General features: G+C 68.3%; 26 protein-coding genes and 1 pseudogene. 17 read left to right on the forward strand and 10 right to left on the reverse strand.

All coding sequences use genetic code 11. The features are described from left to right. Positions 1-27: 27 nt before the first annotated feature. Entirely contained in the window at positions 28-507 is a 480-nt protein-coding gene (locus VEC11_RS00280; protein WP_464128001.1) for a hypothetical protein, read from the reverse strand. A 65-nt stretch (positions 508-572) separates the two neighbouring features. Between VEC11_RS00280 and VEC11_RS00285 the strand changes: the two genes are divergently transcribed. Further along, a complete protein-coding gene (locus VEC11_RS00285; protein WP_464128004.1) occupies positions 573-1,883 on the forward strand; it encodes a S41 family peptidase in 1,311 nt (436 codons plus the stop codon). On the opposite strand, the gene VEC11_RS00290 is transcribed toward VEC11_RS00285, so the two are convergent. The 5 genes from VEC11_RS00290 to VEC11_RS00310 are packed head-to-tail and all read right to left on the reverse strand — an operon-like array spanning position 1,880 to position 6,032. Further along, complete coding sequence (locus VEC11_RS00290; protein WP_464128006.1) at positions 1,880-2,380, reverse strand: GNAT family N-acetyltransferase; 501 nt, start codon at positions 2,378-2,380, stop codon at positions 1,880-1,882. The genes VEC11_RS00285 and VEC11_RS00290 overlap by 4 nt on opposite strands. Beyond that, positions 2,377-3,180 carry an enoyl-ACP reductase FabI gene (gene fabI, locus VEC11_RS00295; protein ID WP_464128009.1) on the reverse strand — a complete coding sequence of 268 codons (804 nt, stop codon included), beginning with the start codon at positions 3,178-3,180 and terminating at the stop codon, positions 2,377-2,379. Before fabI ends, VEC11_RS00290 begins: the two co-directional genes overlap by 4 nt. Next, a complete protein-coding gene (locus VEC11_RS00300; RefSeq protein WP_464128012.1) occupies positions 3,177-4,193 on the reverse strand; it encodes a YihY/virulence factor BrkB family protein in 1,017 nt (338 codons plus the stop codon). Before VEC11_RS00300 ends, fabI begins: the two co-directional genes overlap by 4 nt. Next, positions 4,193-5,161, reverse strand: a complete 969-nt coding sequence (locus tag VEC11_RS00305; RefSeq protein WP_464128014.1) for a DnaJ C-terminal domain-containing protein — start codon at positions 5,159-5,161, stop codon at positions 4,193-4,195. Before VEC11_RS00305 ends, VEC11_RS00300 begins: the two co-directional genes overlap by 1 nt. A 34-nt stretch (positions 5,162-5,195) precedes the next feature. Next, the gene (locus VEC11_RS00310) at positions 5,196-6,032 is read right to left on the reverse strand and encodes a LytTR family DNA-binding domain-containing protein (RefSeq protein WP_464128016.1); all 837 of its coding nucleotides are present in this window, start codon (positions 6,030-6,032) and stop codon (positions 5,196-5,198) included. Between the two features lie 110 nt (positions 6,033-6,142). On the opposite strand from VEC11_RS00310, the gene VEC11_RS00315 reads away from it, so the two are divergent. The 6 genes from VEC11_RS00315 to VEC11_RS00340 all read left to right on the forward strand — a co-directional run bounded on the left by VEC11_RS00315 (position 6,143) and on the right by VEC11_RS00340 (position 11,648). Beyond that, positions 6,143-7,339: an acyltransferase family protein gene (locus VEC11_RS00315; RefSeq protein WP_464128019.1), complete on the forward strand. Its 1,197-nt coding sequence runs from the start codon at positions 6,143-6,145 to the stop codon at positions 7,337-7,339. A 10-nt stretch (positions 7,340-7,349) separates the two neighbouring features. Further along, positions 7,350-7,931 carry a pyridoxamine 5'-phosphate oxidase gene (pdxH, locus tag VEC11_RS00320; RefSeq protein ID WP_464128021.1) on the forward strand — a complete coding sequence of 194 codons (582 nt, stop codon included), beginning with the start codon at positions 7,350-7,352 and terminating at the stop codon, positions 7,929-7,931. A 13-nt stretch (positions 7,932-7,944) separates the two neighbouring features. Further along, on the forward strand, positions 7,945-8,874 hold the full coding sequence (locus tag VEC11_RS00325; protein ID WP_464128024.1) for a cation diffusion facilitator family transporter: 930 nt from the start codon (positions 7,945-7,947) through the stop codon (positions 8,872-8,874). Next, complete coding sequence (locus tag VEC11_RS00330; protein WP_464128026.1) at positions 8,871-9,659, forward strand: PhzF family phenazine biosynthesis protein; 789 nt, start codon at positions 8,871-8,873, stop codon at positions 9,657-9,659. The genes VEC11_RS00325 and VEC11_RS00330 overlap by 4 nt, the downstream gene beginning before the upstream one ends. Then, positions 9,656-11,005: an alpha/beta fold hydrolase gene (locus VEC11_RS00335; protein ID WP_464128029.1), complete on the forward strand. Its 1,350-nt coding sequence runs from the start codon at positions 9,656-9,658 to the stop codon at positions 11,003-11,005. The genes VEC11_RS00330 and VEC11_RS00335 overlap by 4 nt, the downstream gene beginning before the upstream one ends. A 109-nt stretch (positions 11,006-11,114) precedes the next feature. Beyond that, complete coding sequence (locus VEC11_RS00340; protein WP_464128032.1) at positions 11,115-11,648, forward strand: LytR/AlgR family response regulator transcription factor; 534 nt, start codon at positions 11,115-11,117, stop codon at positions 11,646-11,648. Here VEC11_RS00340 and VEC11_RS00345 read toward each other — a convergent pair. After that, positions 11,645-13,402 (reverse strand): DUF885 domain-containing protein, encoded by a 1,758-nt coding sequence (locus VEC11_RS00345; RefSeq protein ID WP_464128035.1) that lies wholly within the window; start codon positions 13,400-13,402, stop codon positions 11,645-11,647. The two genes, VEC11_RS00340 and VEC11_RS00345, sit on opposite strands and share 4 nt — an antisense overlap. Positions 13,403-13,536: 134 nt before the next feature. On the opposite strand from VEC11_RS00345, the gene VEC11_RS00350 reads away from it, so the two are divergent. Then, positions 13,537-14,967 carry a peptide MFS transporter gene (locus VEC11_RS00350; protein ID WP_464128037.1) on the forward strand — a complete coding sequence of 477 codons (1,431 nt, stop codon included), beginning with the start codon at positions 13,537-13,539 and terminating at the stop codon, positions 14,965-14,967. Here VEC11_RS00350 and VEC11_RS00355 read toward each other — a convergent pair. Then, positions 14,964-15,674 (reverse strand): winged helix-turn-helix transcriptional regulator, encoded by a 711-nt coding sequence (locus VEC11_RS00355; protein WP_464128039.1) that lies wholly within the window; start codon positions 15,672-15,674, stop codon positions 14,964-14,966. The genes VEC11_RS00350 and VEC11_RS00355 overlap by 4 nt on opposite strands. Before the next feature lie 88 nt (positions 15,675-15,762). On the opposite strand from VEC11_RS00355, the gene VEC11_RS00360 reads away from it, so the two are divergent. Genes VEC11_RS00360 through VEC11_RS00390 form a run of 7 tightly spaced genes read left to right on the forward strand, consistent with a single transcriptional unit; the run spans position 15,763 to position 20,144 of the window. Further along, on the forward strand, positions 15,763-16,491 hold the full coding sequence (locus VEC11_RS00360) for a DUF899 family protein (protein WP_464128042.1): 729 nt from the start codon (positions 15,763-15,765) through the stop codon (positions 16,489-16,491). A gap of 24 nt (positions 16,492-16,515) precedes the next feature. Further along, positions 16,516-16,875, forward strand: coding sequence for a hypothetical protein (locus VEC11_RS00365; protein ID WP_464128045.1), 360 nt, complete (start codon positions 16,516-16,518; stop codon positions 16,873-16,875). A gap of 32 nt (positions 16,876-16,907) precedes the next feature. Next, entirely contained in the window at positions 16,908-17,348 is a 441-nt protein-coding gene (locus VEC11_RS00370) for a VOC family protein (RefSeq protein ID WP_464128048.1), read from the forward strand. Between the two features lie 15 nt (positions 17,349-17,363). Next, on the forward strand, positions 17,364-18,029 hold the full coding sequence (locus VEC11_RS00375; protein ID WP_464128051.1) for a glutathione S-transferase family protein: 666 nt from the start codon (positions 17,364-17,366) through the stop codon (positions 18,027-18,029). Positions 18,030-18,067: 38 nt separating this feature from the next. Next, a complete protein-coding gene (locus VEC11_RS00380) occupies positions 18,068-18,793 on the forward strand; it encodes a DUF1428 domain-containing protein (protein WP_464128054.1) in 726 nt (241 codons plus the stop codon). Positions 18,794-18,849: 56 nt separating this feature from the next. Beyond that, a complete protein-coding gene (locus VEC11_RS00385) occupies positions 18,850-19,635 on the forward strand; it encodes a VOC family protein (RefSeq protein WP_464128057.1) in 786 nt (261 codons plus the stop codon). An 11-nt stretch (positions 19,636-19,646) separates the two neighbouring features. Further along, positions 19,647-20,144, forward strand: a complete 498-nt coding sequence (locus tag VEC11_RS00390) for a VOC family protein (protein ID WP_464128060.1) — start codon at positions 19,647-19,649, stop codon at positions 20,142-20,144. A gap of 7 nt (positions 20,145-20,151) precedes the next feature. Here the strand turns inward: VEC11_RS00390 and VEC11_RS00395 are convergent, their stop codons facing one another. Next, positions 20,152-20,649 (reverse strand): DUF3592 domain-containing protein, encoded by a 498-nt coding sequence (locus VEC11_RS00395; RefSeq protein ID WP_464128063.1) that lies wholly within the window; start codon positions 20,647-20,649, stop codon positions 20,152-20,154. Positions 20,650-20,725: 76 nt separating this feature from the next. On the opposite strand from VEC11_RS00395, the gene VEC11_RS00400 reads away from it, so the two are divergent. Beyond that, the gene (locus VEC11_RS00400; protein WP_464128066.1) at positions 20,726-21,199 is read left to right on the forward strand and encodes a YbaK/EbsC family protein; all 474 of its coding nucleotides are present in this window, start codon (positions 20,726-20,728) and stop codon (positions 21,197-21,199) included. Here VEC11_RS00400 and VEC11_RS00405 read toward each other — a convergent pair. Beyond that, positions 21,196-21,684, reverse strand: a complete 489-nt coding sequence (locus VEC11_RS00405; protein WP_464128068.1) for a pyridoxamine 5'-phosphate oxidase family protein — start codon at positions 21,682-21,684, stop codon at positions 21,196-21,198. The genes VEC11_RS00400 and VEC11_RS00405 overlap by 4 nt on opposite strands. Before the next feature lie 199 nt (positions 21,685-21,883). Here VEC11_RS00405 and VEC11_RS00410 point away from each other — a divergent pair. Then, positions 21,884-22,015: pseudogene (locus VEC11_RS00410) on the forward strand (PAS domain S-box protein); the annotation flags it as partial. Between the last annotated feature and the right edge of the window lie 89 nt (positions 22,016-22,104).

The following is a 22,104-nucleotide window of genomic DNA, read 5'->3' on the forward strand; positions in this document are numbered from 1 at the left end:
TGGCGGCGAGCAGGGCGGCGAGCAGCATCAGGAGCAGCCCTCGATCAGCTGCACCGCGTCCCAGTGGCCGACCCTGACCTGGGTCGCCCGCTGGCCGTCGGTCTCGATGATCAGGCCGTAGGGCGCGCCGCGGGCGCGATAGACCAGATAATGGCCCTCGGGCCCGGTATAGGGATGCGGCTCGACCCGCATGGCGGGGCCGTAGAGCCGGCGGATCTCGGCCTCGGCCATGCCGACGCGGGCGCCGGAAGCGGTGCGGTAGCGCCGGTCCTCGGTCTCGACCCGCACCACGCGGCCGCCGCTCACCATCATCAGGAGGCCCGGCCAGCGCGGCGTCCGCCAGTAGGAGCAGTCGATCTCCGGATCGGGATAATTCTCGCCCGTGGCACCCATCCGCCGCAGCGCGGCGACGGGGGTGCCGACGCGTACGGGGCCGATCCCCTGGAAGGTCAGGGGCGCATCCCAGGGCGCCGCCAGCGCGGCCGCTGCGATCAGCTCGAGCAACATGTCCCGTTCCTTTCCCCGCGGGCCCTTGCCGGAAGTGTCATAGCAAGATAACACACGCGGCCATCATGCGCCTGTTGAAGCAAATCGCGCCGCTTCTGGCCAGCCTCGCCCTGCCGGTTGCCGCGCAGGCGGCGCCGGGCCCGGCCGACGTCGCCGCGATGCGGACCTATGTCGAGCGCAATCTGGCCTACCGGCCCGCCGCCAGGGCCGAGGCGCTGCGGCGCGTGGCGCTGCTGCCCGGGCTCTACCGCAATCCCGCGCGGTTCGAGCTGGAGGCGGCCGGCATCGCGGCGCTGGCCGACAATGGCCACAGCGCGCTGCTGCCGCCGCAATGGCCGTCCCGCTACCGCCGCAGCCCGGTCCATCTCGGCCTGTTCGCCGACGGCCTCTACGTGGTCTCCGCGCCGCCGGACCGGGCGCGGCTGGTCGGCCGCCGCGTGCTCAGGGTCAACGGCCGCGACTGGCGCGTGATCCGGGCCGCTTATGCCCGCTACCAGGGCGGCCTGCAGAGCTTCCGCGACCAGTTCGTGCCTTTGTTCATGGAGATGCCGGCCTTGCTCGCGGCGGCGGGCTTCGGCCCCGATCCGGACCGGGTCGCCTATACCTTGGCCGCCCGCACTGGCAGGCCGGAAACCGTCGTCGTGCAGGCCGTGCTGGCGCCCTACCAGGGAGACGCGGCCTTTACCGGGCGGTCGGCCCTGCTCGACGGAGCCGGGATGCTGCCGGCCGAGCGCATCCCGCTTTATCTGCGCGCGCCGGACCGGATCTATCGCCTCGCTTTCCCGGCCCGGATCGACGGCGCCTATGTCCAGCTGAAGGCGGTGCGGGGGCTCGGCATCGCCCAGTTCTTCGAGAGCACGCTCGAGGAGCTCCGCCGCCGCCGCCCGCGCAACATCGTCGTCGACCTGCGCTTCAACATTGGCGGCGACCTCAACATCGCGCGCGACTTCATGCAGGCCCTGCCGGGCATCGCGCAGGACCGCGTCTATGCGATCACCTCGGGCCGCACCTTCTCCGCCGCCATTTCCAGCCTCGGCTATCTGAAGCAGGCGGCTGGCGACCGGCTGACCATCGTCGGCGAGCCGATCGGCGACCGGCTCGAATTCTGGGCCGAGGGCGACATCATGACCCTGCCCGGGCTGGGAGCGATGCTCCTCTATGCGAACGAGCGTCACAATTACATGACCGGCTGCCCCGAGCAGGATTGCCACGGCTCGATCCGCGAGCATCCGATCCGCGTGCGCAGCCTCCAGCCCGACATTCCGGCGGCGCTGACTTGGGCGGACTTCCAGGCCGGCCGCGACCCGGCCATGGCCGCCATCGCCCGCGACATCGGCCGGCGCCGCTATGCGCCGGCGGTCAGCCCGCGCGGCTAGGAGAGGTCGGAGAAGGCCCGCGCATAGGCGGCCTTTCCGCGCGCGGGCGCCGCGAAGCCGGGCCGCAGCGGCAGCGCCATGAAATAGGGCCCGGCATAAGGCGAGGCGAAGGGCGCCGCGGTCTCGGCGGAGAAGCCGAAGCGCGCATAATAGTCCGGCTCCCCGAGGAGGAAGACGATCTCCTCGCCGGTCGCCCGGGCGATGGCCAGCCCCGCCTCGATCAGCGCCGCACCGATGCCGCCGCCCTGATAGCCCGGCAGGACGCCGACCGGACCCAGCCCCAGCGCCCGCAGCGTCCGCCCGTCGGCCGTTACCTGCATCCGGCTGAGCAGGACATGGCCGACGATCCCGCCCTGCCGCTCGGCGACCAGCGACACGATCGCATCGCCCTCGCGGACCAAAGCCTCCACGAGATCGGCCTCGACCGGGGTCGGAAAGGCGGCCTCGTGCACCGCCCGGATGCCCGCGGCGTCGCCCGGTTCGGCCGGCCGGATCATCCGACGGTGATGTCGGGCGCGTCCTCGGCCTTCATGCCGATCACGTTGTAGCCCGCATCGACATGGTGGATCTCGCCCGTGACCCCGGCCGAAAGGTCGGAGAGCAGATAGAGGCCGGCGCCGCCGACATCCTCGATCGTCACGTTGCGGCGGAGCGGGCTGTTATATTCGTTCCAGCGCATGATGTAGCGGAAGTCGCCGATCCCGCTGGCCGCGAGCGTCTTGATCGGGCCGGCGGAGATCGCGTTCACCCGGACCTTCCCGGGGCCGAGGTCCATGGCGAGATATTTGACGCTGGTCTCGAGCGCCGCCTTGGCCACGCCCATCACGTTGTAATGGGGGATCACCTTCTCGGCGCCGTAATAGGACAGGGTGAGCAGCGAGCCGCCCTCCGGCATCATCGCGGCGGCGCGCTGCGCCACGGCCGTAAAGCTGTAGGCCGAGATGTTCATCGTCAGCAGGAAGTTGTCGAGGCTGGTGTCGACATATTTGCCCCTGAGCTCGTTCTTGTCGGAGAAGCCGATGGCGTGGACGACGAAGTCGATCGTCTCCCATTTCGCCTTCAGCTCCGCGAACGTGCGGTCCAGAGCGGCCATGTCGGACACGTCGCAATCGAGCAGGAAGGCGACGCCCAGTTGCTCGGCAAGCGGGCGCACGCGCTTTTCCATTGCCTCCCCCTGATAGGAGAAAGCCAGCTCGGCGCCCTGCGCACTCAGTTGCCTGGCGATCCCCCAGGCGAGCGAGCGGTCGTTGGCGAGGCCCATGATCAAGCCCCTCTTGCCTGCCATCAAGCCGGTCATTCCTTCTCCTCTTCGGTCCCCCTGACGGCCTTCTCGACCGCCAATTTCTCCGCCACCTCGGCGGCCTGCTCGTGCACCGCCGCCTCGACGTCCTCCCGGTTCGGCCGCGGCGTTTCCGCCAGGGCGGCGTTGAGCTCCGCGCCGATAACCAGACCCAAGCCGATGATGAAGAAGAAAATCAAGGCGATCATCACCCCGGCAAGGCTGCCATAGGTCGCGCCGTAGCCGCCGAGGCCGGATAGGATCGTCGGCAGCAAGGCGGTCGTGGCGACCCACCAGACGGCCACAAAGGCGGCCCCCGGCCATTTGCGGCAGCCCTTGCGATAACGCTTAGGCGTCAGGATGTAGAACAGCAGATAAAGCGAGCCGAACAGCAGCAGGGCGGGGACGATCCGGATCAGGGTCACGGCCGCGATCACATTGGCCGCGGCCGGGATCCAGTCGACGACGAATTGCTGGACGCCGGAGAGCAGGATCGAGGCGCTGAACGCGATCATCGCGATCACCACCGAGGCGATGATGATCCCGATCGAGCCGAGCCGGTACTCCCAGAAAGGCCGGCTGTAGCTGACGCCATAAGCGCGACGGATGATGTCGCGGATCGTCTCGATGAAGCTGGCCGTCGTCCAAAGACCGACGAGGGCGCCGACCCAGATCAGGTTGCCGGCGCGCGCATGCATGACGTCGGCGATCGGCGCGCGCAGCACCTCCTGCACGTCCCGCGGCATCGTCTCCAGAATGGCATAGACCGCGCTCATCCCCTCGGCGCCGGGGCCAAGCAGACGCGCCATCGCTGCCGCGACGATGACGAAGGGGAAGAGTGAGAGCAGGGCCAGGTAGGCTAGATTGCCGGCATGGATGAAGCCGTCATTATAGACGCCGATGGCGATGCGCTTGACGACCAGCCAAGAAGTTGATTCGTCCTTGGGCCGGTCAGGCTTCGCTCCCCGTGCCTGGGCCCGCGCCTCGCGTTTGAGCCGTTCTTCAGGCGATTGGGGGGAGACATCCCGCACTACACACCCAGATCCGCGCGCGGGTTGGCCTTGCCCTTCCCGCCCCAGCTCTGGAGAAACGCGGCGAGCTCCGCATCGTCCGGCACGTCGACCTGCAAGGTGACGAGCTGGTCGCCGCGCTGACCGCCTTTGCCGGTGAAGCCCTTGCCCTTGAGCCGTAATACCTTGCCCGAGCTCGAGCCTTTCGGGATGCTCAGCATCACCGGCCCGTCCACCGTCGGCACGCGGACCTTGGCGCCGAGCACCGCCTCGTCGAGCGCCACCGGCAGATCGAGCCGGATATTGTCGCCCTCGCGCTTGTAGAAGCGGTGCGGGCGGATGTTGATGGTGACGAGCGCGTCGCCATTGCCGCCCGGGCCGGCCTGGCCCTGGCCGGCGAGGCGGATCCTGGTCCCGTCCTCGACGCCGGGGGGCAGCTTGATGTCCAGCGTCTTGCCGCTGCCGAGCGTCACGCGCTGGCCGGCGAGCGTCGCCGCATCCTCGAAGCTGACGTCGAGCCGGTAGGCGGCGTCGGGGCCCTTCTGCGGCGGCCGGGACCGGCGGAAGCCGCTGAACGGCCCGCCGCCGGATCTGGCGCCGCCGCCGCGCCCGCGCATGCCCCCGAAAATACCCTCGAACAGGTCGGAAATGCCCTCGGCATCATTGCCGAATTCGAACGGCTCGCCATTGGGGCCGCGGAAGCCGCCCTGTGCGCCGCCATAGGAACCGCCGGGCCCGCCGCCGCCATAGCCGAAGGGCATGCGCGGATTGCCCTCCTCGTCGATCTCGCCCCGGTCGTACTGGGCTCGCTTGTCCCTGTCGGTAAGGATGTCATAGGCGCGCGTGACCTGGCTGAAGCGCTCGGTCGCCCGCGGATTGTCCTTGTTCTTGTCGGGGTGCAGCTCCTTGGCGAGCTTGCGATAGGCCTTCTTGATCTCGGCCTCGCTTGCGCCCCGCGCCACGCCAAGCTCTGAATAAAGATCGGCCATGCTTTTTCGTTCTCCAGCGCGGTCCAAAAGTCCACTAGTTTGAGCGGTCGCCGCGAAGCCGCGCCAGCGCTTCGGGATATCGACGCGAGAGCGGCAGGCGGGTTCCGTCGACAAGGCCGATGCCATAATCGCCGGAGCCCTGCGCCTCGATCTCGGTCACATGCGCCGGATTGACGAGCCAGGATCTGTGGGTGCGGACGAAACCCGCCTCCGCGAGTGCGGCCGCGACCTTGCCGAGCGTTGCCCGCATCAGCGGCCGGCGGCCATCGGCCAGCGAGAACTCCACATAATTGCCGGAGGACCGGACGCACAGAATATCGGCCGGCCTCACCCGGATCTGCCGCTGGCCCTCATCGATCTCGAAGGACGAAGGGCCGGCTTCCGGCGCCCGCCCGCGGCGACGCAGCGAGAGGACGATCCAGAAGGTCGCGGCGTAGAGCGCGTAGGACAGAACGTCCTTGCGATATTCGTAGAGCAGCCCGCCGCCACCGAACCGGTAATCTTCCCCCGCCAGCGCGTAGGCGCCTTCGCGCAACGCGATCATCAGCCCGACATGGGCGAGCGAGAAGGGCACGGTTGCCGCCAGGTGGACGGCAAAGGCGCGCGGCCAGCGCGGGCCATAGGGCGGAAAGCGGGTTACGAGCAGCATCGGGATCCAGGCCAGCAGCAGCAGGACGATGCCGCTCGTTCCTTCCCAGACGGCCGGCTCCCACCAGGGGACAAGCCGCCCCATGGCCGTTCGCTCGTCGAGATAGCTCAGCACGTTCACGGTCGCGAAGAGCAAGGTGGCGACGGTCAGCACCGCATAAGCGACGATCCAGTCTGCGCGGTCGGTCGTTCCGCTCGTCCCGCCAGCGGCGCCGCTCGTCACGCGCAAAATCCACACGCACCGCGGGTGGTCCCGGACGGCCCAGGGCGATTGCCGGCGGCGCCGGAGACTGGCCTGCTCGGCCCCGAATTCCATCGAAACGGGAACGTAAGATGCAGACCCAAACCCAATCTCCCGCCCGGCTTATCTATCTGGACTGGATCCGCGTCGCCGCCTTCGGCCTGCTCATCCTCTATCATGTCGGCATGTTCTACGTCACTTGGGACTGGCACGTGAAGAGCGATCACACCGGTCACACGATCGAGCCGCTCATGCTCATCACCAATCCCTGGCGGCTCACCCTCTTGTTCCTCGTCTCCGGAGCGGCCACCCGGTTCATGGCTGACAAGATGAGCCCGGGAATGCTGGCCGGCAGGCGCAGCCTGCGGCTGTTCCTGCCGCTCGTCTTCGGCATCCTCGTCGTCGTGCCCCCGCAAAGCTATTATGAAGTGGTCGAGGCGATCGGCTATGACCGGGGCTATCCGGATTTCTGGGCCCATTATCTCGCCGCCGACCCGAATTTCTGCGATGCCGACGGCTGCCTTGCCGTCCCTACCTGGAACCAACTGTGGTTCGTCGCCTATCTGCTCGTCTACACGGTCATTCTGGCCGCTTTGCTCGCTCTGTTCCGCGCGCCGCTCCTGCGCCTCGGCGGGCGGCTCGCGGCGCTGCCGGCATGGCTGCTGTTCCTCGGGCCGATCCTCTGGCTGGCAGCGGCGCGCCTCATTCTTCTGAGCCGCTTCGAGGTCACCCACGCCCTTGTCGACGACTGGTACAATCACGCGGTTTCCTTTTCCGCCTTCCTGTTCGGCTTCCTGACGCTGAAGGATGATCGCGTCGCCGGCGCGTTCATTCGGCTGCGCTGGCTCGCGCTTGTGGTCTTTCTGGTCTGCTATGGCCTTTATGCCGGCTACGCCTGGGCCTGGCGGGCCGATGATGCGGTCCCGCCGGAAGCGCTGCGCGCCACGATGCGCCTCGTCCATGCGGCCGACCAATGGAGCGCGATCGTCGCGGTCCTCGGCTTCGGCGCGCGGCATCTTACCCGCGACAGCAGGCTGTTGCGGACGCTGACGGTCGCCGTCTTTCCCTTCTACATCGTCCATCAGACGCTGATCGTCGTCGTCGGCCATCACCTGAAGGCGCTTCATCTTCCCGCGCTTCTCGAGGCCTCGCTGCTCATCGCGGCAACGGCGCTCGGCTGCTGGCTGGCCTTCGTGATTGCACGGCGGATCGGCCCGCTCGGGCTGCTGCTCGGTCTCGGTGCGCGCAAGGCCGTGCCGCCTCTCGACCCTGCGCCTGCGGCCCGGTAGAGGCGGTGGCATGGCCACCGACCCCCATCAGCTGTTCGACGCCTGGCTGGCCGAGGCGCGGGCCAGCGAGCCCAACGACCCGGAGGCAATGGCGCTGGCGACGGTCGGCGCGGACGGCCGGCCCTCGGCGCGGATGGTGCTGCTGAAGGGCCATGATCCCCGCGGTTTCGTCTTCTACACGAACAGCGAAAGCCGGAAGGGCGGGGAGCTCGCGGCCAATGACCGGGCTGCCTTGCTCTTCCACTGGAAGTCGCTGCGCCGGCAGGTGCGGATCGAGGGCATAGTCGCGCCGGCGGGCGCGGCGGAGGCGGACGCCTATTTCGCCACCCGCTCGCGCGATTCCCGGCTCGGCGCCTGGGCCTCGGACCAGTCCCGCCCGCTGGAGAGCCGCGCGCTGTTCGAGGCGCGCTATGCGGCGCTCGTGGCCGAATATGAGGGCAAGGACGTGCCGCGGCCGGCCCATTGGCGGGGCTACCGGCTCGTTGCCGACCGGATCGAATTCTGGACCGATCGCCCGCACAGACTGCACGAACGGCGCCTGTTCACTTTGGGCCCGGACGGCGGCTGGACCGAAGGCCTGCTTTATCCATGAGGGGAATTTGGCCGTGAGCGACGAGCGCGCGCGCCTGACGACGCAAGCGGCGCTCGCCAGCGTCGCCGTCGCCTGCTTCCTGCTCGTGCTTAAGGCCTATGCTGCCTGGGCGACCGGCTCGGTGGCGATGCTCGGCTCGCTCGCCGATACCGGGCTCGACGTGATCGCCTCCTTGGTGACCCTGTTCGGCGTCCGTATCGCGGCCATGCCCGCCGACCGCGACCATCGCTTCGGCCATGGCAAGGCGGAATCCCTCGCCGCTTTGGTCCAGGTCGGGATCATCGGCGTCTCCGCGCTCGGCATCGGCTGGCGCGCGGTCGACCGGCTGATCCATGGCGAGGTCACCGCGAATGCCGAATATGGCATCGCCGTCTCCGCCATCGCCATCCTGGCGACCCTCGGCCTGATCCTGTTCCAGCGCAGCGTCGTCCGCCGCACCGGCTCGGTCGCGATCCACACCGACAGCGTCCACTATTCGAGCGATCTCCTGCTCAACCTCTCCGTGATCGCCGCGCTCGTGCTCGATCAATATGCGCATCTCTCCGGCGCCGATCCCGTCTTCGGGATTCTGATCGCGCTCTGGCTGGTCTATGGCGCCTGGCGGGCCTCGGTGCATGCCGTCGACCAGCTGATGGACAAGGAATGGCCGGAGGAGCGCCGCCAGGCCTTCATCGCCGTCGCCGCGCGCCACCCCGCCGGCAGGGGCATTCACGACCTGCGCACGCGGACCAGCGGCGCCAATGAATTCGCCCAGTTCCACATCTGGCTCGATCCTGCGATGAGCGTGGTCGAGGCGCATGACGTGGTCGACGAGATCGAGGCCGAATTGCTGCAGGACTTCCCCGGCGTAGAGGTCATCATCCATGTCGATCCCGAAGGCCAGGTCGACCAGCCCGACAACCCGCTCGCCGAGCGCGACGAGACGATAGGATTGAGCGAATGATGATGCTGCCCCTCATCCAGGTCGACGCCTTTGCGGAGCGGCCCTTCACCGGCAATCCGGCGGCGGTGATGCCCCTCGAGGACTGGCTGCCGGACGAGATGCTGCAGGCGATCGCGATGGAGAACAACCTCTCCGAGACCGCCTTCACCGTCCCCGACGAGACGGGCGAGGCGGATTTCGAGCTGCGCTGGTTCACGCCGGCGCTGGAGATCGCGCTCTGCGGCCATGCCACTCTGGCGAGCGGCCATGTCCTGATGTGCGGCGAGCCGAGCGTTCGCTTCCGCACGCGCAAGGCCGGCATATTGGAGGTGGCCTGCGACGGCGACGGTTATGCCATGTCGCTGCCCGCTTATCCGCCGGAGCCGCAGCCCTTGCCGCACCTCGTCGCCGGGCTCGGCTGCGAGGCGGTGGAGACGCTCTGGCACAAGGGTCGCTACGCCCTGATCGTGCTGGAGGACGAGGCCCGGGTGCGGGCGCTGAAGCCCGATTTCCACGTGCTGATCGACGATGGCGACACGATGACCATCGCCACCGCGCCGGGCGACAAGACCGACGTGGTCAGCCGCGTCTTCGTCCCGGGCGCCGGCGTCGACGAGGATCCGGTCACCGGTTCGGCCCATTCGGTATTGGTCCCCTATTGGGCAAAGCGGCTGGGCCGCAGCGACGCGATGACTTTCTGTCAGGCCAGCAAGCGCGGCGGCCACCTGACCGGCCGGCTCGACGGCGACCGCGTCATCCTCGGCGGCAAGTGCGTGACCGTCATCGAAGCGGTGATGACGATTTGAGCCTGCTGGCCGCCCTGGCGCTGCTCGCGGCGCCGCCCGCCATCCTGCCGCGCGACTGCCCGGCGCCCCTGGCCGCGGCGCAGGCCCGCTGCGGCACGGTCTCGGTGGCAGAGGACAGGGCGCGGCCGGATGGGCGGCGGATCGCGCTGAACATGGTCATACTGCCCTCCGTCGGGCCGGTCCGGCATCCGCCGCTCGTCTCGCTCGAAGGCGGGCCGGGGCTTCCCGCCGTGCCGGGCGCGGTCTTCTATCTCACCGACGGCGCCGCCTATCGCGCCGGCCGCGACATCGTCCTCTTCGACCAGCGCGGCACCGGACAGTCCAACCCCCTCGACTGCCCCGATCTCACCGCGCCGGACATCCAGTATTTGCTCGCTTATCCGGTCGACCGCGTCCGCGCCTGCCGCGAGGCTCTGTCGGGCCGCGCCGACCTTCGCCACTACGGCACGGACACAGCCGCCGCGGACCTGGACGAGGTCCGCCGCGCCTTGGGCGCCGAGCGGATCGACATCGTGGCGCTGTCCTACGGCACCTTGCTCGCCCAGCGCTACATGACCCTCTATCCGGGGCGGACGCGGGCCGCGGTGCTGTTCGGCGTGGCGCCGCCGGAGGCGCGACCGCCGCGCAGCCATGCCCCGGCCGCCCAGGCGGCATTCGACCAGCTGTTCGCCGCCTGCGCCGCCGCGCCCGCCTGCGCCGGGCTCGTCCGCGACTGGCGGGCGACGCTCGCAAGCGCGCTCGCCCGCCTGCCCGCCGACCTGCCGGGCGAAGTCTTCACCGAGAAATTGCGGTCCCTCGCTTATGCACCGACGGGGGCACGCGCCATTCCATTGATCCTCAGCCGCGCCGCGGCCGGGGATTTCGGCCCCTTCTACGCGCGCACGCGCCGCAGCGGCCCGCTCCCCGATGCCGAGGGCATGTATCTTTCGATCACCTGCTCGGAGGGTCTGGCCGCGATGGACGTCGGGGAGGCGGCCGCGGCCTCGCGCGCCACGGTCTTCGGCGACTACCGGCTGCGCCGCCAGCAGGCCGCCTGCGCCGAATGGCCGCTCTACGAGGTCGCCTCCGGTTTCTTTACCCCCGCCGCCCCGGACGCCGCCTTGCTGATCGTCTCGGGCGAGCTGGATCCGGTGACGCCGCCGGCCTGGGCGGAGGCGCTCGCCCGCCGCGCGCCCCGGGCCCGCCACCTCGTCCTCCCGGGCAGCGGCCATGTCTTCGACGGGATGAGCGGCATCGACACCTGTCTCGACCCCCTGGTCGTCCGGTTTCTCGACAGCGGCGATGTCGCCGCGCTGGACGCAGGCTGCGTCGCGGCGATGCGTCCGCCCGCTTTCGCGACCGAATAAGTCGGCTCGTCCCGCCTGCGGAATCGTCCGCCGCAAAAATTCGTCCTGCGGGATTCCCCGGGGCGGCGTTTCAGTAAAGAATCGAAACGCTTGCGGGAGGGGACCGCTGATGTTGCGCATTCTGATCGTCGAGGACGAACCCCTGTTCGCCCAGACGCTCAGGCATCTGGTCGAGCTCAATCCGCTCTACGAAGTCACCGCCGTCGCCGAGGACAGCGCCTCCGCCCTGGCCGCAGTCGCTGAGCGGACGCCCGACATCGCCCTGATCGACCTGCAGCTCGCCAATGGCACGACCGGCTTCCCGGTCGCGGCGAAGCTGCAGGAACGTGGCGTGCTCTGCCTGTTCACCACCGGCAAGGCGCCGAGCTTCCCGATGCCCGACCTCGCGATCGGCTGCCTGGTCAAGCCGTTCAGCCAGGACGATCTCGTCCGCGCGCTGACCATGGCCGAGGACATGCTGCGCGGCCGCCAGGGCGTGCAGTTGAGGCCCAACCGGCCGGAAAATCTGCGCCTCTATGCCGAGGAGCAGGCGCGGGCGCGGGTGGAAACCACCGAGCTGCTGCCCACGCCCGAGCGTTCGCCCGCCCGCCGCCGCCTCCGCGACCGCGCCGGCCGCGTCTGGCGCAAGCTCAGCGCCGGCTAGCGCCCCCGCTCCGCCGCGATCCAGGCGTCGATCTCGGCTTCCAGCACGTCGAGCGGGATGGAGCCGTTGCGCAGCACCGCGTCGTGGAAGCGCCGGACGTCGAAGCGCTCGCCCAGCGCCCGCTCGGCGCGGGCGCGCAGCTCCAGGATCTTCAGCCGCCCGATCATGTAGCCGAGCGCCTGCCCGGGCCAGGAGATGTAGCGGTTCACCTCGGCCTCGATATTGGCCTCGCTGAGCGCGGTATTGTCGCGCATGTAGGCGATGGCGCGCGCCTTGTCCCAGCCGAAGGCGTGGATGCCGGTATCGACGACGAGCCGGGTGGCGCGCCACATCTGGTAGGAAAGCTCGCCCATCCGCCGCTCCGGCGTGTTGTACAGGCCCATCTCCCCGCCCAGGCTCTCCGCATAGAGGCCCCAGCCCTCGGTGAAGGCCGTGAAGAAGGCGAAGTTGCGCCGGAAGGGCGCGATCTCGACCTCCTGCTGCAGCGCGATCTGCAGATGATGGCCGGGCACGGATTCGTGCAGCGAGAGCGCCGGCACCTCCCAGAGCGGCCGCTGGTTGAGCTTCGAGAGGTTCACATAATAGGTGCCGGCGATCCCGCTCTCCGGCGAGCCCTGATTGTAATAGGCCGTGGTCGTGCCCTCGGCGATCTCGTCCGGGATCGGGCGCAAAGTGTAGGTGAGCCGCGGCAGCCGGCCGAACAGGCGCGGCAGATGGCCGTTAATCTCGGTCGTCACCCGCGCCGTCTCCCGCATCAGCTCCTCGCCGGTCTGCGGATAGTAACGCGGGTTCGTCCTGAGCTCCCGGATATAGGCCTCGCGATTCGGGAAGCCGGCGGTGCGCGCGACCTGCTCCATCTCGGCGCGGATCCGCGCGACCTCGCGCAGGCCGATATCGTGGATCTGCTGCGGGGTGAGGTCGGTCGTGGTCTGCTGGCGGACCTGGAAGGCGTAATAGGCCGCGCCGTTCGGCTGGTCGCGCACGGAATCGGTGCGCGCGCAATGCGGCCGGTACTCGCGCGTGTAGAAATCGAGATGCTTCTGATAGGCCGGGTTGATCACCGTCGTGATGATCGTGCGCGCCCGCGCCTGCAGCGCCGCCCAGTCGGCCGCCGGGATCGCCGAAGGACGCTGCCCGGCAAAGGGCTCGTAGAAGCGCGACCGCGTGGGATCGGCCGCGATCACGCCGGCGATGGTCCGCTCGTGATTGGCAAGGACGGAGCAGGGCAGGACGAAGCGGCCGCGCACGGCATTGGCGGTCAGCGCCAGCGCCTGGTCGTTGAGCCGCGGATATTGGGCGATGCGGGTCAGGTAGGAATCGAAATCGGCGCGGGTGCGGAAGGAGAGGCTGCGCGCCAGTCCGGCAAAGGCCTGGTGCCAGCCGGCATATGTGGTGAACAGCATGTCGCGCTGGCCGAAGCCGTCCGCCTCGATGTCCTCGGCGAGCAGGCGGTGGAGGATGCCGCGATTGACCCGGTCCTGGCCGGTGAGCTGGTCGGCGGGGATCGCCTCCAGCCGGGCCAGGAAGGCCCGCTCCTCACGGATCCGGCGGTCGCGCGCTGCCGGGCTGAGGTCGCGGATCCGGTCGTCATGGTCGCGCACCCCGAGCGCGGTCGCCTCGGTCGGATTCTCGCGCAGCAGCCATTGATAATGCTCGTCGAGCAGGCGGTGAAAATCCTCGGCCGGCGTCGCCGCGGCGGGCGAGGCGAGGCCCAGGGCCAGGACGGCCGCAGTCAGGTGCAAGGCAAGGCGCATGATGATCTCCCCTGTGGAGGTGCACCCTATCGCGCGATGGAACCGGCGCAATTGCCGTTCGTCGAAAAGCCGCTTGCCTTGCGCGGGCTGTTCGTTAGCCCTTCGCGCAGCCGCCCGAAAAGGAAAGCACCCGCATGACCGTAGCAGACACAAACCCCGTGAAAGAGGTCGCGGACAGCACGCCCGCCGACCGCAGCGACCGCGCCTTTCTCGGCCACCCCAAAGGGCTCGGCTTCCTCGCTTTCGCCGAGGGCTGCGAGCGCTTCTCCTATTACGGCATGCAGGCGCTGCTCGTGCTCTACATGACGCACCAGCTGCTGCTGCCCGGCCATGTCGAGAATGTCGCCTTTTTCGAGCCCTTCCGCAGCATCATCGAGGGGGTCTACGGGCCGCTCAGCCCCCTGGCACTGGCCACCACGATCGGCGGTCTCTATTCGGGCCTCGTCTATCTGACGCCGATCCTCGGCGGCATGCTCGCCGACCGCCTGCTCGGGCGGACGCGCAGCATCACCATCGGCGCCGTGCTGATGGCGATGGGACATTTCCTGATGGCCTTCGAGGTCAGCTTCCTCCTCGCCCTGCTCTGCCTGCTGCTCGGCGTCGGCCTGTTCAAGGGCAACATCGCCACCCAGGTGGGCGAGCTTTACGGGCCCGACGACCTGCGCCGTGCCGACGCCTTTCAGATCTTCCTGCTCGCGGTGAACATCGCGGTGATCATCGCGCCTCTGGTTTGCGGCACGCTCGGCGAGAAGGTCGGCTGGCATTACGGGTTCGCAGCCGCCGGCGTGCTAATGGTGATCGGCCTGATCATCTATCTCTGGGGTCGGCGGTGGCTGCCGGCGGAGGCGCCGCCGGGGCGCCAGGGCAAGCAGGAGCGGCCCCCGTTCGTGAAAGGCGACTGGGCCAGGATCGCCGTCCTCGTCGTCATCCTGCCGCTGCTCACCCTGTCCGCGGTCGGCAACCAGACCATCTTTGGGTCCTACCTGCTTTGGGGCGAGGCCAATTACGATCTGGTCTTCTTCGGCCAGTCCATGCCGGTGACCTGGCTCGTTTCGCTCGATGCGATCATATCGACGGCGACCATCCTCGGCTCGATCGCCTTCTGGCGTTGGTGGGCGAAGCGCTGGCGGGAGCCGCAGGAAATCACCAAGCTCACCATCGGCGTCGTCATCTCGGCCCTCGCGCCCCTCGCTCTGGCCCTCGCCTCCTGGCAGGCGGAGGCCAGCGGCCAGAAGATCGGGATCGGCTGGGGCTTCGCCTTCCACATCATCAACGATATCGGGTTCGCCAACGTCTTCCCGGTCGGCCTCGCCCTCTATTCGCGAGCCTCGCCGCGCGCCGTCGCGGGGACGATGATCGGCGTCTATTATCTGCATCTCTTCGCGTGCAACATGCTGGTCGGTCGTCTCGGCGGCTTCCTCGAGACGATGTCCGGCGCGAATTTCTGGCTGATGCATGCAGGCCTGGTCGGTTCGGGTGCGCTCGGCCTGCTGGTCATCCGCTCCTTCGCCGGGCGCATACTCTCGCCGGTGGCGGTGGAGCCGGGGCAGCCGGACCCGGCCTAGCGCGGCGTCCCCGGTCGCGGCGCCTTGGGCGGCAGCGGGAAGAGGGTGGTAAAGCGCTCGGCGAGCGCGCGGTCGCCTGCAATCTTCAGCGCGCCTTCCGCCTCCAGCGCCGCGAGCGGGACGCCGCCATAGACGGCCGCGGCGATCGCCGCCGGCGCGCCCTCGAAGACGGCGTCCGTGTCGACGGGCTCGCCGCGCGCCGCCCTCGCGCCGCCGTCCTTCATGGTCAGCACATAATTCTCCCGGCCGAGGCGGAAGCCGATCCTCGCCTCCAGCCGTCCGGCGTCCGGGCTCTGGCTCATCGCCATGAAGGAGAGCATCAGCGAGACGGCGCTGAAATGCTGGTTCGGGTCGTGATCCGGCGAGCGCACCGCCCAGCGGCCGAGCGCGCCCATCACGGGCAGCAGCTGATGGCCCCATTCGGTAAGGCCGTAGACCTGGCCCGAGGCCGGCGGCGGCAGCTTCTCGCGCAGCACGAGCCCGTTCTTCTCCAGGCCCTCCAGCCGCTGGGTCAGCGTGTTGGCCGAGATTCCGGGCAGGTCGGCGCGGATGTCACTGAAGCGTTTCGGACCGAGCATAAGCTCGCGCATCACCAGCAGGGCCCAGCGCTCCCCGATCAGGTCGAGCGCGTGGGCGGTACCGCAGCCGTCGTCATAGCGACGGCGGGACGGGCCGTGCAGCGACTCGGTTAAATTATCTAACTCCATAGTTGCATTTCATAACTGAAAGGCGCATCAGCGTCAAATCCCGATTCGCACACATGGATCAAAAAGAGCGGGGCCAAGGGAGAGGATGATGACCGACACCGCGACATTGCCGCCGCGCGAGACGCTCAAGCCCGCGCGCGAGATGGCCGAGGCCCTGCCCACGCGCTGGGACGGCGAAAGCGCCGGTTACCGGCAGGCGCGGACTGCGTTGCTCGCCGAGGAGATCGAGCTCCGCCGCCAGATCCAGCGCGTCGCCGAACAGCGCCGCGCGCTGCCGGCTGGCCCGGTCGCGAAGGATTATCGCTTCCTCGACGAGCAGGGGAATGAGCTCGGGCTCGTCGATCTGTTCGGCCGCCACGACACCCTCTTCGCCTATTTCTGGATGTTCGGCCCGCAGCGCGAGCGGCCCTGCCCGATGTGCACCTCCTTCGTCGGCTCGCTCGATGTACCGACCCCGGACATCGAGCAGCGTCTGGCGATCGCGATCGTCGGCCGCTCGCCGGTCGCGCGCCAGCTCGCCTTCGCCCGCGAGCGCGGCTGGCAGCATCTCAAATTCTACCAGACGATCGGCGACGATTACGGCCGCGACGTGCATGCGCTCAGCGATGACGGCGAGGGTGCGGCGGTGACGGTCTGGCGGCGCCGGGGCGACGAGGTTCGCCTGTTCTGGGCGGCCGAGGGCGGGGCGGAGACCGCCGACCCCGGCTTCGATCCGCACCTCGCCCCCGATCCGACGCCGCTCTGGAACATCCTCGACTGGACGCCGGAGGGCCGCGGCAAGGACTGGTATCCGAAGCTCGATTATAGCCGCGACTAATTCTTCAAATCTGGAGCGATTGACATGTCCGACACCTATCTGGCGATCTTCCTCGGCGACCGGAACGGCGCGCGACGCCGCGAATGGGATGCGCTGCCTGACGACGAGCGCCGCCGCCGCGAGGCCGAGGGCATCGCCGGGTGGAAAGCCTGGGTCGAGCGGAACCAGGCCGCCCTCGTCCAGATGGGCGGGCCGCTCGGCAAGACAAAGCGGATCTCCGCGGACGGCATCGCGGATGTCAGCAACGCGCTCGGCGCCTTCACAATGGTCCGCGCGGAGTCACACGAGGCGGCTGCCAGGCTCTTCGAAGGCCATCCGCATTTCACGATCTTCCCGGGCGACGCCGTGGAGGTCATGCCGGTCCTGCCCATTCCGGGCGCCTGATCGCGCCACGAGCATTCCCAGGGAGAGTGACGATGTCGAAGATGATTTTCGTGAACCTGCCGGTCGCAGACCTGCCCAAATCCATGGCCTTCTACGAGGCGATCGGCTTCACCAACAATCCGCAATTCACCGACGAGACCGCGGCCTGCATGGTGCTGACGGACACGATCTACGTGATGCTGCTGACGCACGGGAAGTTCGCGCAATTCACCACCCGCGAGATCGCCGACAGCCACAGGACCGCGCAAATGCTGCTCGCTCTGTCCTGCGACAGCCGCGAAGGCGTCGACCGGATCACCGCGGCCGCGCTTGGCGCCGGCGGCAGCCTTGCGCACGACGTCGAGGATCTGGGCTTCATGTACAGCACCGGCTTCTTCGATCCGGACGGCCATGGCTGGGGTCCGTTCTTCATGGACATGGCCAGCTTCGAGGCGCAGCAGGCCGCGCCCGCCCCCGAGCCGACCGCGGCCTGAGCCGGGACGCGCATCATGAGCCGGCCGCTCCTCACCGCCTATAATTGGTCCCCCGACAAGGGCGCCGGTCTCGTGCGCGACATGCGCGTGCGCTGGGCGCTGGAGGAGGTCGGCCAGGCCTATGACGTGCGCCACCTCAACTGGGGCGAGCAGAAGGAGCCCGCGCACCGCGCCCGCAATCCCTTCGGACAGGTGCCGGCCTATGAGGAGGACGGGCTCGTTCTGTTCGAATCGGGCGCGATCGTGCTCCACATCGCGGACAGCCGGCCGGGCCTGTTTCCTGAGGATAAGGCGGGCCGGGCGCGGGCGATCGAATGGATGTTCGCCGCGCTGAACACCGTTGAGCCCACCGTGTGGGAGCTGGTCATCGCGAAGATCATCGATGCCGGGGAGGACTGGGCCGAGGCGCGGCTCCCGAGCGTGCTGAAACGCCTCCACGAGCGGCTGGGTGAATTGTCGAAGCGGCTGGGCGACAGCGAATGGCTCGACGGGGCGTTCAGCGCCGGCGACCTGCTGATGGTCCAGGTGCTGCGCAACCTGAAGGCGTCGAATATCCTCGCCGACTATCCGAATCTCGCCGCCTATGTCGCGCGCGGCGAGGCGCGGCCAGCCTTCGGGCGGGCGCTTGCGGACCTGCGGGCCGGCCTGACCGGGCAGTCGCCGGCGGACTGGCCGTACTGAATTTGGTGGGCAACCAGACAGGGTAAAGGAGAGAGACAATGACATATGTGGAAGGGTTCGTCTGCGCGGTGCCGACCGAGAACAAGGAGGCCTATCTGAAGCATGCCAGCGAGGCCGCGCCCCTGTTCAGGGAATTCGGCGTGACCCGCATGGTGGAGAATTGGGGTGACGACGTGCCCCATGGCAAGCTGACCGATTTCTACGGGGCGGTGCAGGCGAAGGAAGACGAGACGATCGTCTTCTCCTGGTTCGAATATCCGGACAAGGCGACCCGCGATGCCGCCAACCAGCAGATGATGTCCGATCCTCGCATGAAGGACATGATGGGCGAGGCGGTGCCGTTCGACGGCAAGCGCATGATCTATGGCGGCTTCCAGGCGATCGTCGACGAGCGGCAGGACGGCGAGACCGGCTATGTCGACGGCTATCTCCTTCCGGTCCCCGAGGGGAAGAAGGAGGCCTATCGGGCGATGGCCCAGAAGGCGGCCGGCAAGTTCAGATCCTATGGCGCGGTCCGCGTGGTCGAGGCCTGGAGCGACGACGTCCCTGAAGGCAAGGTCACCGACTATCAGCGCGCGGTGAAGGCCGAAGCCGGAGAGGGCATCATCTATTCCTATGTCGAGTGGCCCGACAAGGAGACCCGCGACGCCGGCTGGCAGAAGATGATGTCCGATCCCGACATGCAGCCCGACGGTGAGATGCCGTTCGACGGCAAGCGCATGTTCTGGGGCGGCTTCCGCCCGATCGTCGACACCGCCGCCTAGCAATTCATCATGCGCGCCGCCCCGCGCGGCGGCGCGCATCTTTTCGGAGACAGAAGATGACCCTGCAGGGCAGCTGGATCTGGTACGAGCTGATGACCCCGGACGCGGACGGCTCGAAAGCATTTTACGACCGCGTGGTCGGCTGGCACATCCAGACGACGCATGGCGAAGACTCGAATTACGGCTTCATCAACACCGCCGACGGCGGGATGACGGGCGGCGTGCTGCATCTCGATGCAGAGATGCAGCAGCACGGCGCCCGGCCCTGCTGGATCGGCTATATCGGCGTCGATGACGTCGACGCCAGCCTCGCCGCGGTCGAGGCGGCGGGCGGCCGGGTCGTGATGCCGGCGCGCGACATCGAAATGGCGGGCCGGATCGCGATGGTCGCCGATCCCAATGGCGCTCCCTTCTACATCATGACCCCGACACCGCAGCCGGGCGGCGGCGAAAGCACCGCCTTCTCGCCGACCCTGCCCGGCCGCTGCGCCTGGAATGAATTGATGGGGGCCGACCAGCAGGCGGCGCTGGATTTCTATACCGGCCTGTTCGGCTGGTCGCTGCCCGAGCCGATGGATATGGGCCCGATGGGCAAATATCAGTTCGTCGCCCATGACGACGTCACCATTGGCGCGATCATGCGCAAGCCGGAGCAGGCGCCGGTTTCCGCCTGGACCCATTATTTTCGCGTCGCCGACATCGACGCCGCGAAGGCCGCGGCCGAGGCGGGCGGCGGCCGGATCATGACCGGGCCGATGGAGGTGCCGGGCGGCGACTGGATCGTCCAGGGCATGGATCCGCAGGGGGCATTTTTCGCGCTGGTGGGCGCGAAGCAAAGCTGAGGAGAGAGACAATGACCAACAAGATCGTCAACTGCCTGTGGTTCGACCATGGCGAGGCCCGCAAGGCGGCGGAATTCTACGCCGCGACCTTTCCAGACAGCCATGTCGGGCCCGCCCATGACGCCGCGTCGGACTATCCCGGCGGCGAGCAGGGGACCGAGCTGACCGTCGAGTTCACCGTGCTCGGCCGCGCCTTTGTCGGCCTCAACGGCGGCCCGAACTTCAAGCCGAACGAGGCGGTGAGCTTCATGGTCGTCACCGAGGACCAGGCGGAGACGGATCGCTACTGGAACGCGATCACCGGCAATGGCGGCGAGGAAAGCGCCTGCGGCTGGTGCCGGGACCGCTGGGGCTTCTCCTGGCAGATCACGCCCCGCATCCTGCTCGAGGCGATGGACAATCCCGACGCGGAGGCCGGCAAGCGGGCGTTCGAGGCGATGATGACGATGAAGAAGATCGACGTCGCGGCGATCGAGCGCGCCCTGCAGGGTGAGACGGCGGACGCCTGAGCCGGGCCTAGGCGGGGACCAGCCCAGCGCCCCCCGCCGGCGGCGGCAACCGCCTGCGCAACCAACGGCCCAGCCCGAAGAGCAGCACGCCCAGCATCAGCAGGAAGATCTTAGGCCAGGCATTTTCCTCGACGTTGAGCGCCGCCTCACGCGGATCCGCGGGATTGTACCGCACGTCGACCGCGGTCCCCGTTTCGAGGAAGGCGAGCTCGCGCGCAGCGACATTCGCGCTGCCGAAGCTGCGCCTCTCGTCGAGCCAGATCGTGTCGCCATGGAAGATGCGGCCGTTCACGGCATAGTCGTAGCGGACATAAGGCATGAAATCGCCTTCATTGCCGAGCTCGGTCGCATGCAGGGTTCTCACCTGACTCTCGACGATCCGGCCCTGCGCGCGCGGCCAGGCCCGCGCTTCCGAGGCCCGCAAATGGTTCTTCACGAGGAAGCCGGCGCTGCCGGCGATCAGGATCAGGCCGGCAGCCAGCATCAGGATACGCAGATACTTCATACGCTTACGAATCGTCCCACCCCGGAGTCGGCTGCGCTTGTGGCCCAGTTCGGCGATCCCCGCTAGAGCCCGCGCCATGAGCTTCGAATCCGTCCGCGCCTGGCTGGCCGAACATGCGCCCGACATCCGCCTGATCGAGGCGCATGCGAGCACCGCGACCGTAGCCGACGCGGCCGAGACGCTCGGCGTCGCGCCCGGCCAGATCGCCAAGACGTTGACGGTGCGCGCCGGCGACGAGGTCTTCCTGCTCGTCGCGCGCGGCGACGCGCGGCTCGACAACCAGAAGTCGAAGGCGGAATTCGGCGGCCGCCCGCGCATGCTCGATGCCGAGGAAACGCTGGCGCTGACCGGCCATGTCGTCGGCGGCGTCTGCCCGTTCGGCCTGGCGACGCCCTTGCCGGTCTATGTCGACCGGTCGCTCAGGGATTTTGCCATCGTCTACCCGGCCGGCGGCTCGCGCAACGCCTCGGTCGAGCTGACCCCGGAGCGGCTGTTCGAATTGGTCGGCAAACGCTGGGTCGACGTCTGCCGCCTGCCCGATCCGGCCTAGAGCGCGACTTCCGCCACCTTGTCCTTGTAGCTTTCCTTCGGGTCGCGCCGGAGCAGCCACTCGATCGCGGCGCCGAGCGGCGTGGCGTTGAGCCAGATTTTCGCATGATCGGCGTCGAAGCGCAGCAGGCAGAGCTTGGGATCGTCCTTGCCGCCCTCGAACCAGGCCGCGATCCACGGGTTCCAGAGGCGTTCGATCATCGCCCGGCTGTTGTCGATGACGAGCCGGCCGCTCACGTTCGCAAAGAGATCGTGCTTCTTCCCGGTAAAGGTCGCATGGGCCGCCTGGCCGCCCCCGACCAGCGCCTTGGCGAGATCGGTCTCCTTCGAGGTGAAGATCCACAAGGGTCCGCCGTCATCCTCCTCGACCAAAGCCGTCATCGGCTGCATCCCGCCGCCGGGCTGGCCGTCAATACCGAGCATGATCGTGCGCTCGCTCTTCAGCTCCTTCCAGAAGCGGTCGCGGATTTCGGTCTCGCTTGACATCGATCAGACTCCTGACAGGGTTACCCTGAGAACCGCCGGGCGCGGCCCTCGGTTCCGGAGCTAAGGCTTCTTGCCAGCACGATTTTTTCCGTTACGGCGAGGCTCGATGGCTGTCGAGGACCAGACCCGCTTCCAGATCCATATGATGGATCAGCGCTTCCAGCTGCTGATCAACGCGGTCACCGACTATGCCATCTACATGCTGGAGCCGGACGGAACGATCGCCAGCTGGAACCCCGGCGCGCGGCGCTTCAAGGGCTATGAGGAAGAGGAAATCCTCGGCCGCAACTTCTCGATATTCTTCACCGAGGAGGACCGGGCCGCCGGCCTGCCGCAGCGGGCCCTTGCCACAGCCGCGCGCGAGGGCCGGTTCGAGGCGGAAGGCACGCCTCCGCAAGGACGGCAGCCGCTTCTGGGTCA

The organism is Allosphingosinicella sp. (genome assembly GCF_035626655.1).
In the GTDB taxonomy this organism is placed as follows: domain Bacteria; phylum Pseudomonadota; class Alphaproteobacteria; order Sphingomonadales; family Sphingomonadaceae; genus Allosphingosinicella.

Bases quoted from the DNA above. Each gene is read 5' to 3' on its own strand.
- VEC11_RS00380 (WP_464128054.1), top strand. From the start codon at position 18,068: ATGACATATGTGGAAGGGTTCGTCTGCGCGGTGCCGACCGAGAACAAG.
- VEC11_RS00365 (WP_464128045.1), top strand. From the start codon at position 16,516: ATGTCCGACACCTATCTGGCGATCTTCCTCGGCGACCGGAACGGCGCG.
- VEC11_RS00315 (WP_464128019.1), top strand. From the start codon at position 6,143: ATGCAGACCCAAACCCAATCTCCCGCCCGGCTTATCTATCTGGACTGG.
- VEC11_RS00345 (WP_464128035.1), bottom strand. From the start codon at position 13,402: ATGCGCCTTGCCTTGCACCTGACTGCGGCCGTCCTGGCCCTGGGCCTC.
- VEC11_RS00280 (WP_464128001.1), bottom strand. From the start codon at position 507: ATGTTGCTCGAGCTGATCGCAGCGGCCGCGCTGGCGGCGCCCTGGGAT.
- VEC11_RS00330 (WP_464128026.1), top strand. From the start codon at position 8,871: ATGATGATGCTGCCCCTCATCCAGGTCGACGCCTTTGCGGAGCGGCCC.
- VEC11_RS00370 (WP_464128048.1), top strand. From the start codon at position 16,908: ATGTCGAAGATGATTTTCGTGAACCTGCCGGTCGCAGACCTGCCCAAA.
- VEC11_RS00360 (WP_464128042.1), top strand. From the start codon at position 15,763: ATGACCGACACCGCGACATTGCCGCCGCGCGAGACGCTCAAGCCCGCG.
- VEC11_RS00350 (WP_464128037.1), top strand. From the start codon at position 13,537: ATGACCGTAGCAGACACAAACCCCGTGAAAGAGGTCGCGGACAGCACG.
- VEC11_RS00285 (WP_464128004.1), top strand. From the start codon at position 573: ATGCGCCTGTTGAAGCAAATCGCGCCGCTTCTGGCCAGCCTCGCCCTG.
- VEC11_RS00340 (WP_464128032.1), top strand. From the start codon at position 11,115: ATGTTGCGCATTCTGATCGTCGAGGACGAACCCCTGTTCGCCCAGACG.
- VEC11_RS00355 (WP_464128039.1), bottom strand. From the start codon at position 15,674: ATGGAGTTAGATAATTTAACCGAGTCGCTGCACGGCCCGTCCCGCCGT.
- VEC11_RS00400 (WP_464128066.1), top strand. From the start codon at position 20,726: ATGAGCTTCGAATCCGTCCGCGCCTGGCTGGCCGAACATGCGCCCGAC.
- pdxH (WP_464128021.1), top strand. From the start codon at position 7,350: ATGGCCACCGACCCCCATCAGCTGTTCGACGCCTGGCTGGCCGAGGCG.
- VEC11_RS00290 (WP_464128006.1), bottom strand. From the start codon at position 2,380: ATGATCCGGCCGGCCGAACCGGGCGACGCCGCGGGCATCCGGGCGGTG.
- VEC11_RS00385 (WP_464128057.1), top strand. From the start codon at position 18,850: ATGACCCTGCAGGGCAGCTGGATCTGGTACGAGCTGATGACCCCGGAC.
- VEC11_RS00375 (WP_464128051.1), top strand. From the start codon at position 17,364: ATGAGCCGGCCGCTCCTCACCGCCTATAATTGGTCCCCCGACAAGGGC.
- VEC11_RS00305 (WP_464128014.1), bottom strand. From the start codon at position 5,161: ATGGCCGATCTTTATTCAGAGCTTGGCGTGGCGCGGGGCGCAAGCGAG.
- VEC11_RS00395 (WP_464128063.1), bottom strand. From the start codon at position 20,649: ATGAAGTATCTGCGTATCCTGATGCTGGCTGCCGGCCTGATCCTGATC.
- fabI (WP_464128009.1), bottom strand. From the start codon at position 3,180: ATGACCGGCTTGATGGCAGGCAAGAGGGGCTTGATCATGGGCCTCGCC.
- VEC11_RS00405 (WP_464128068.1), bottom strand. From the start codon at position 21,684: ATGTCAAGCGAGACCGAAATCCGCGACCGCTTCTGGAAGGAGCTGAAG.
- VEC11_RS00390 (WP_464128060.1), top strand. From the start codon at position 19,647: ATGACCAACAAGATCGTCAACTGCCTGTGGTTCGACCATGGCGAGGCC.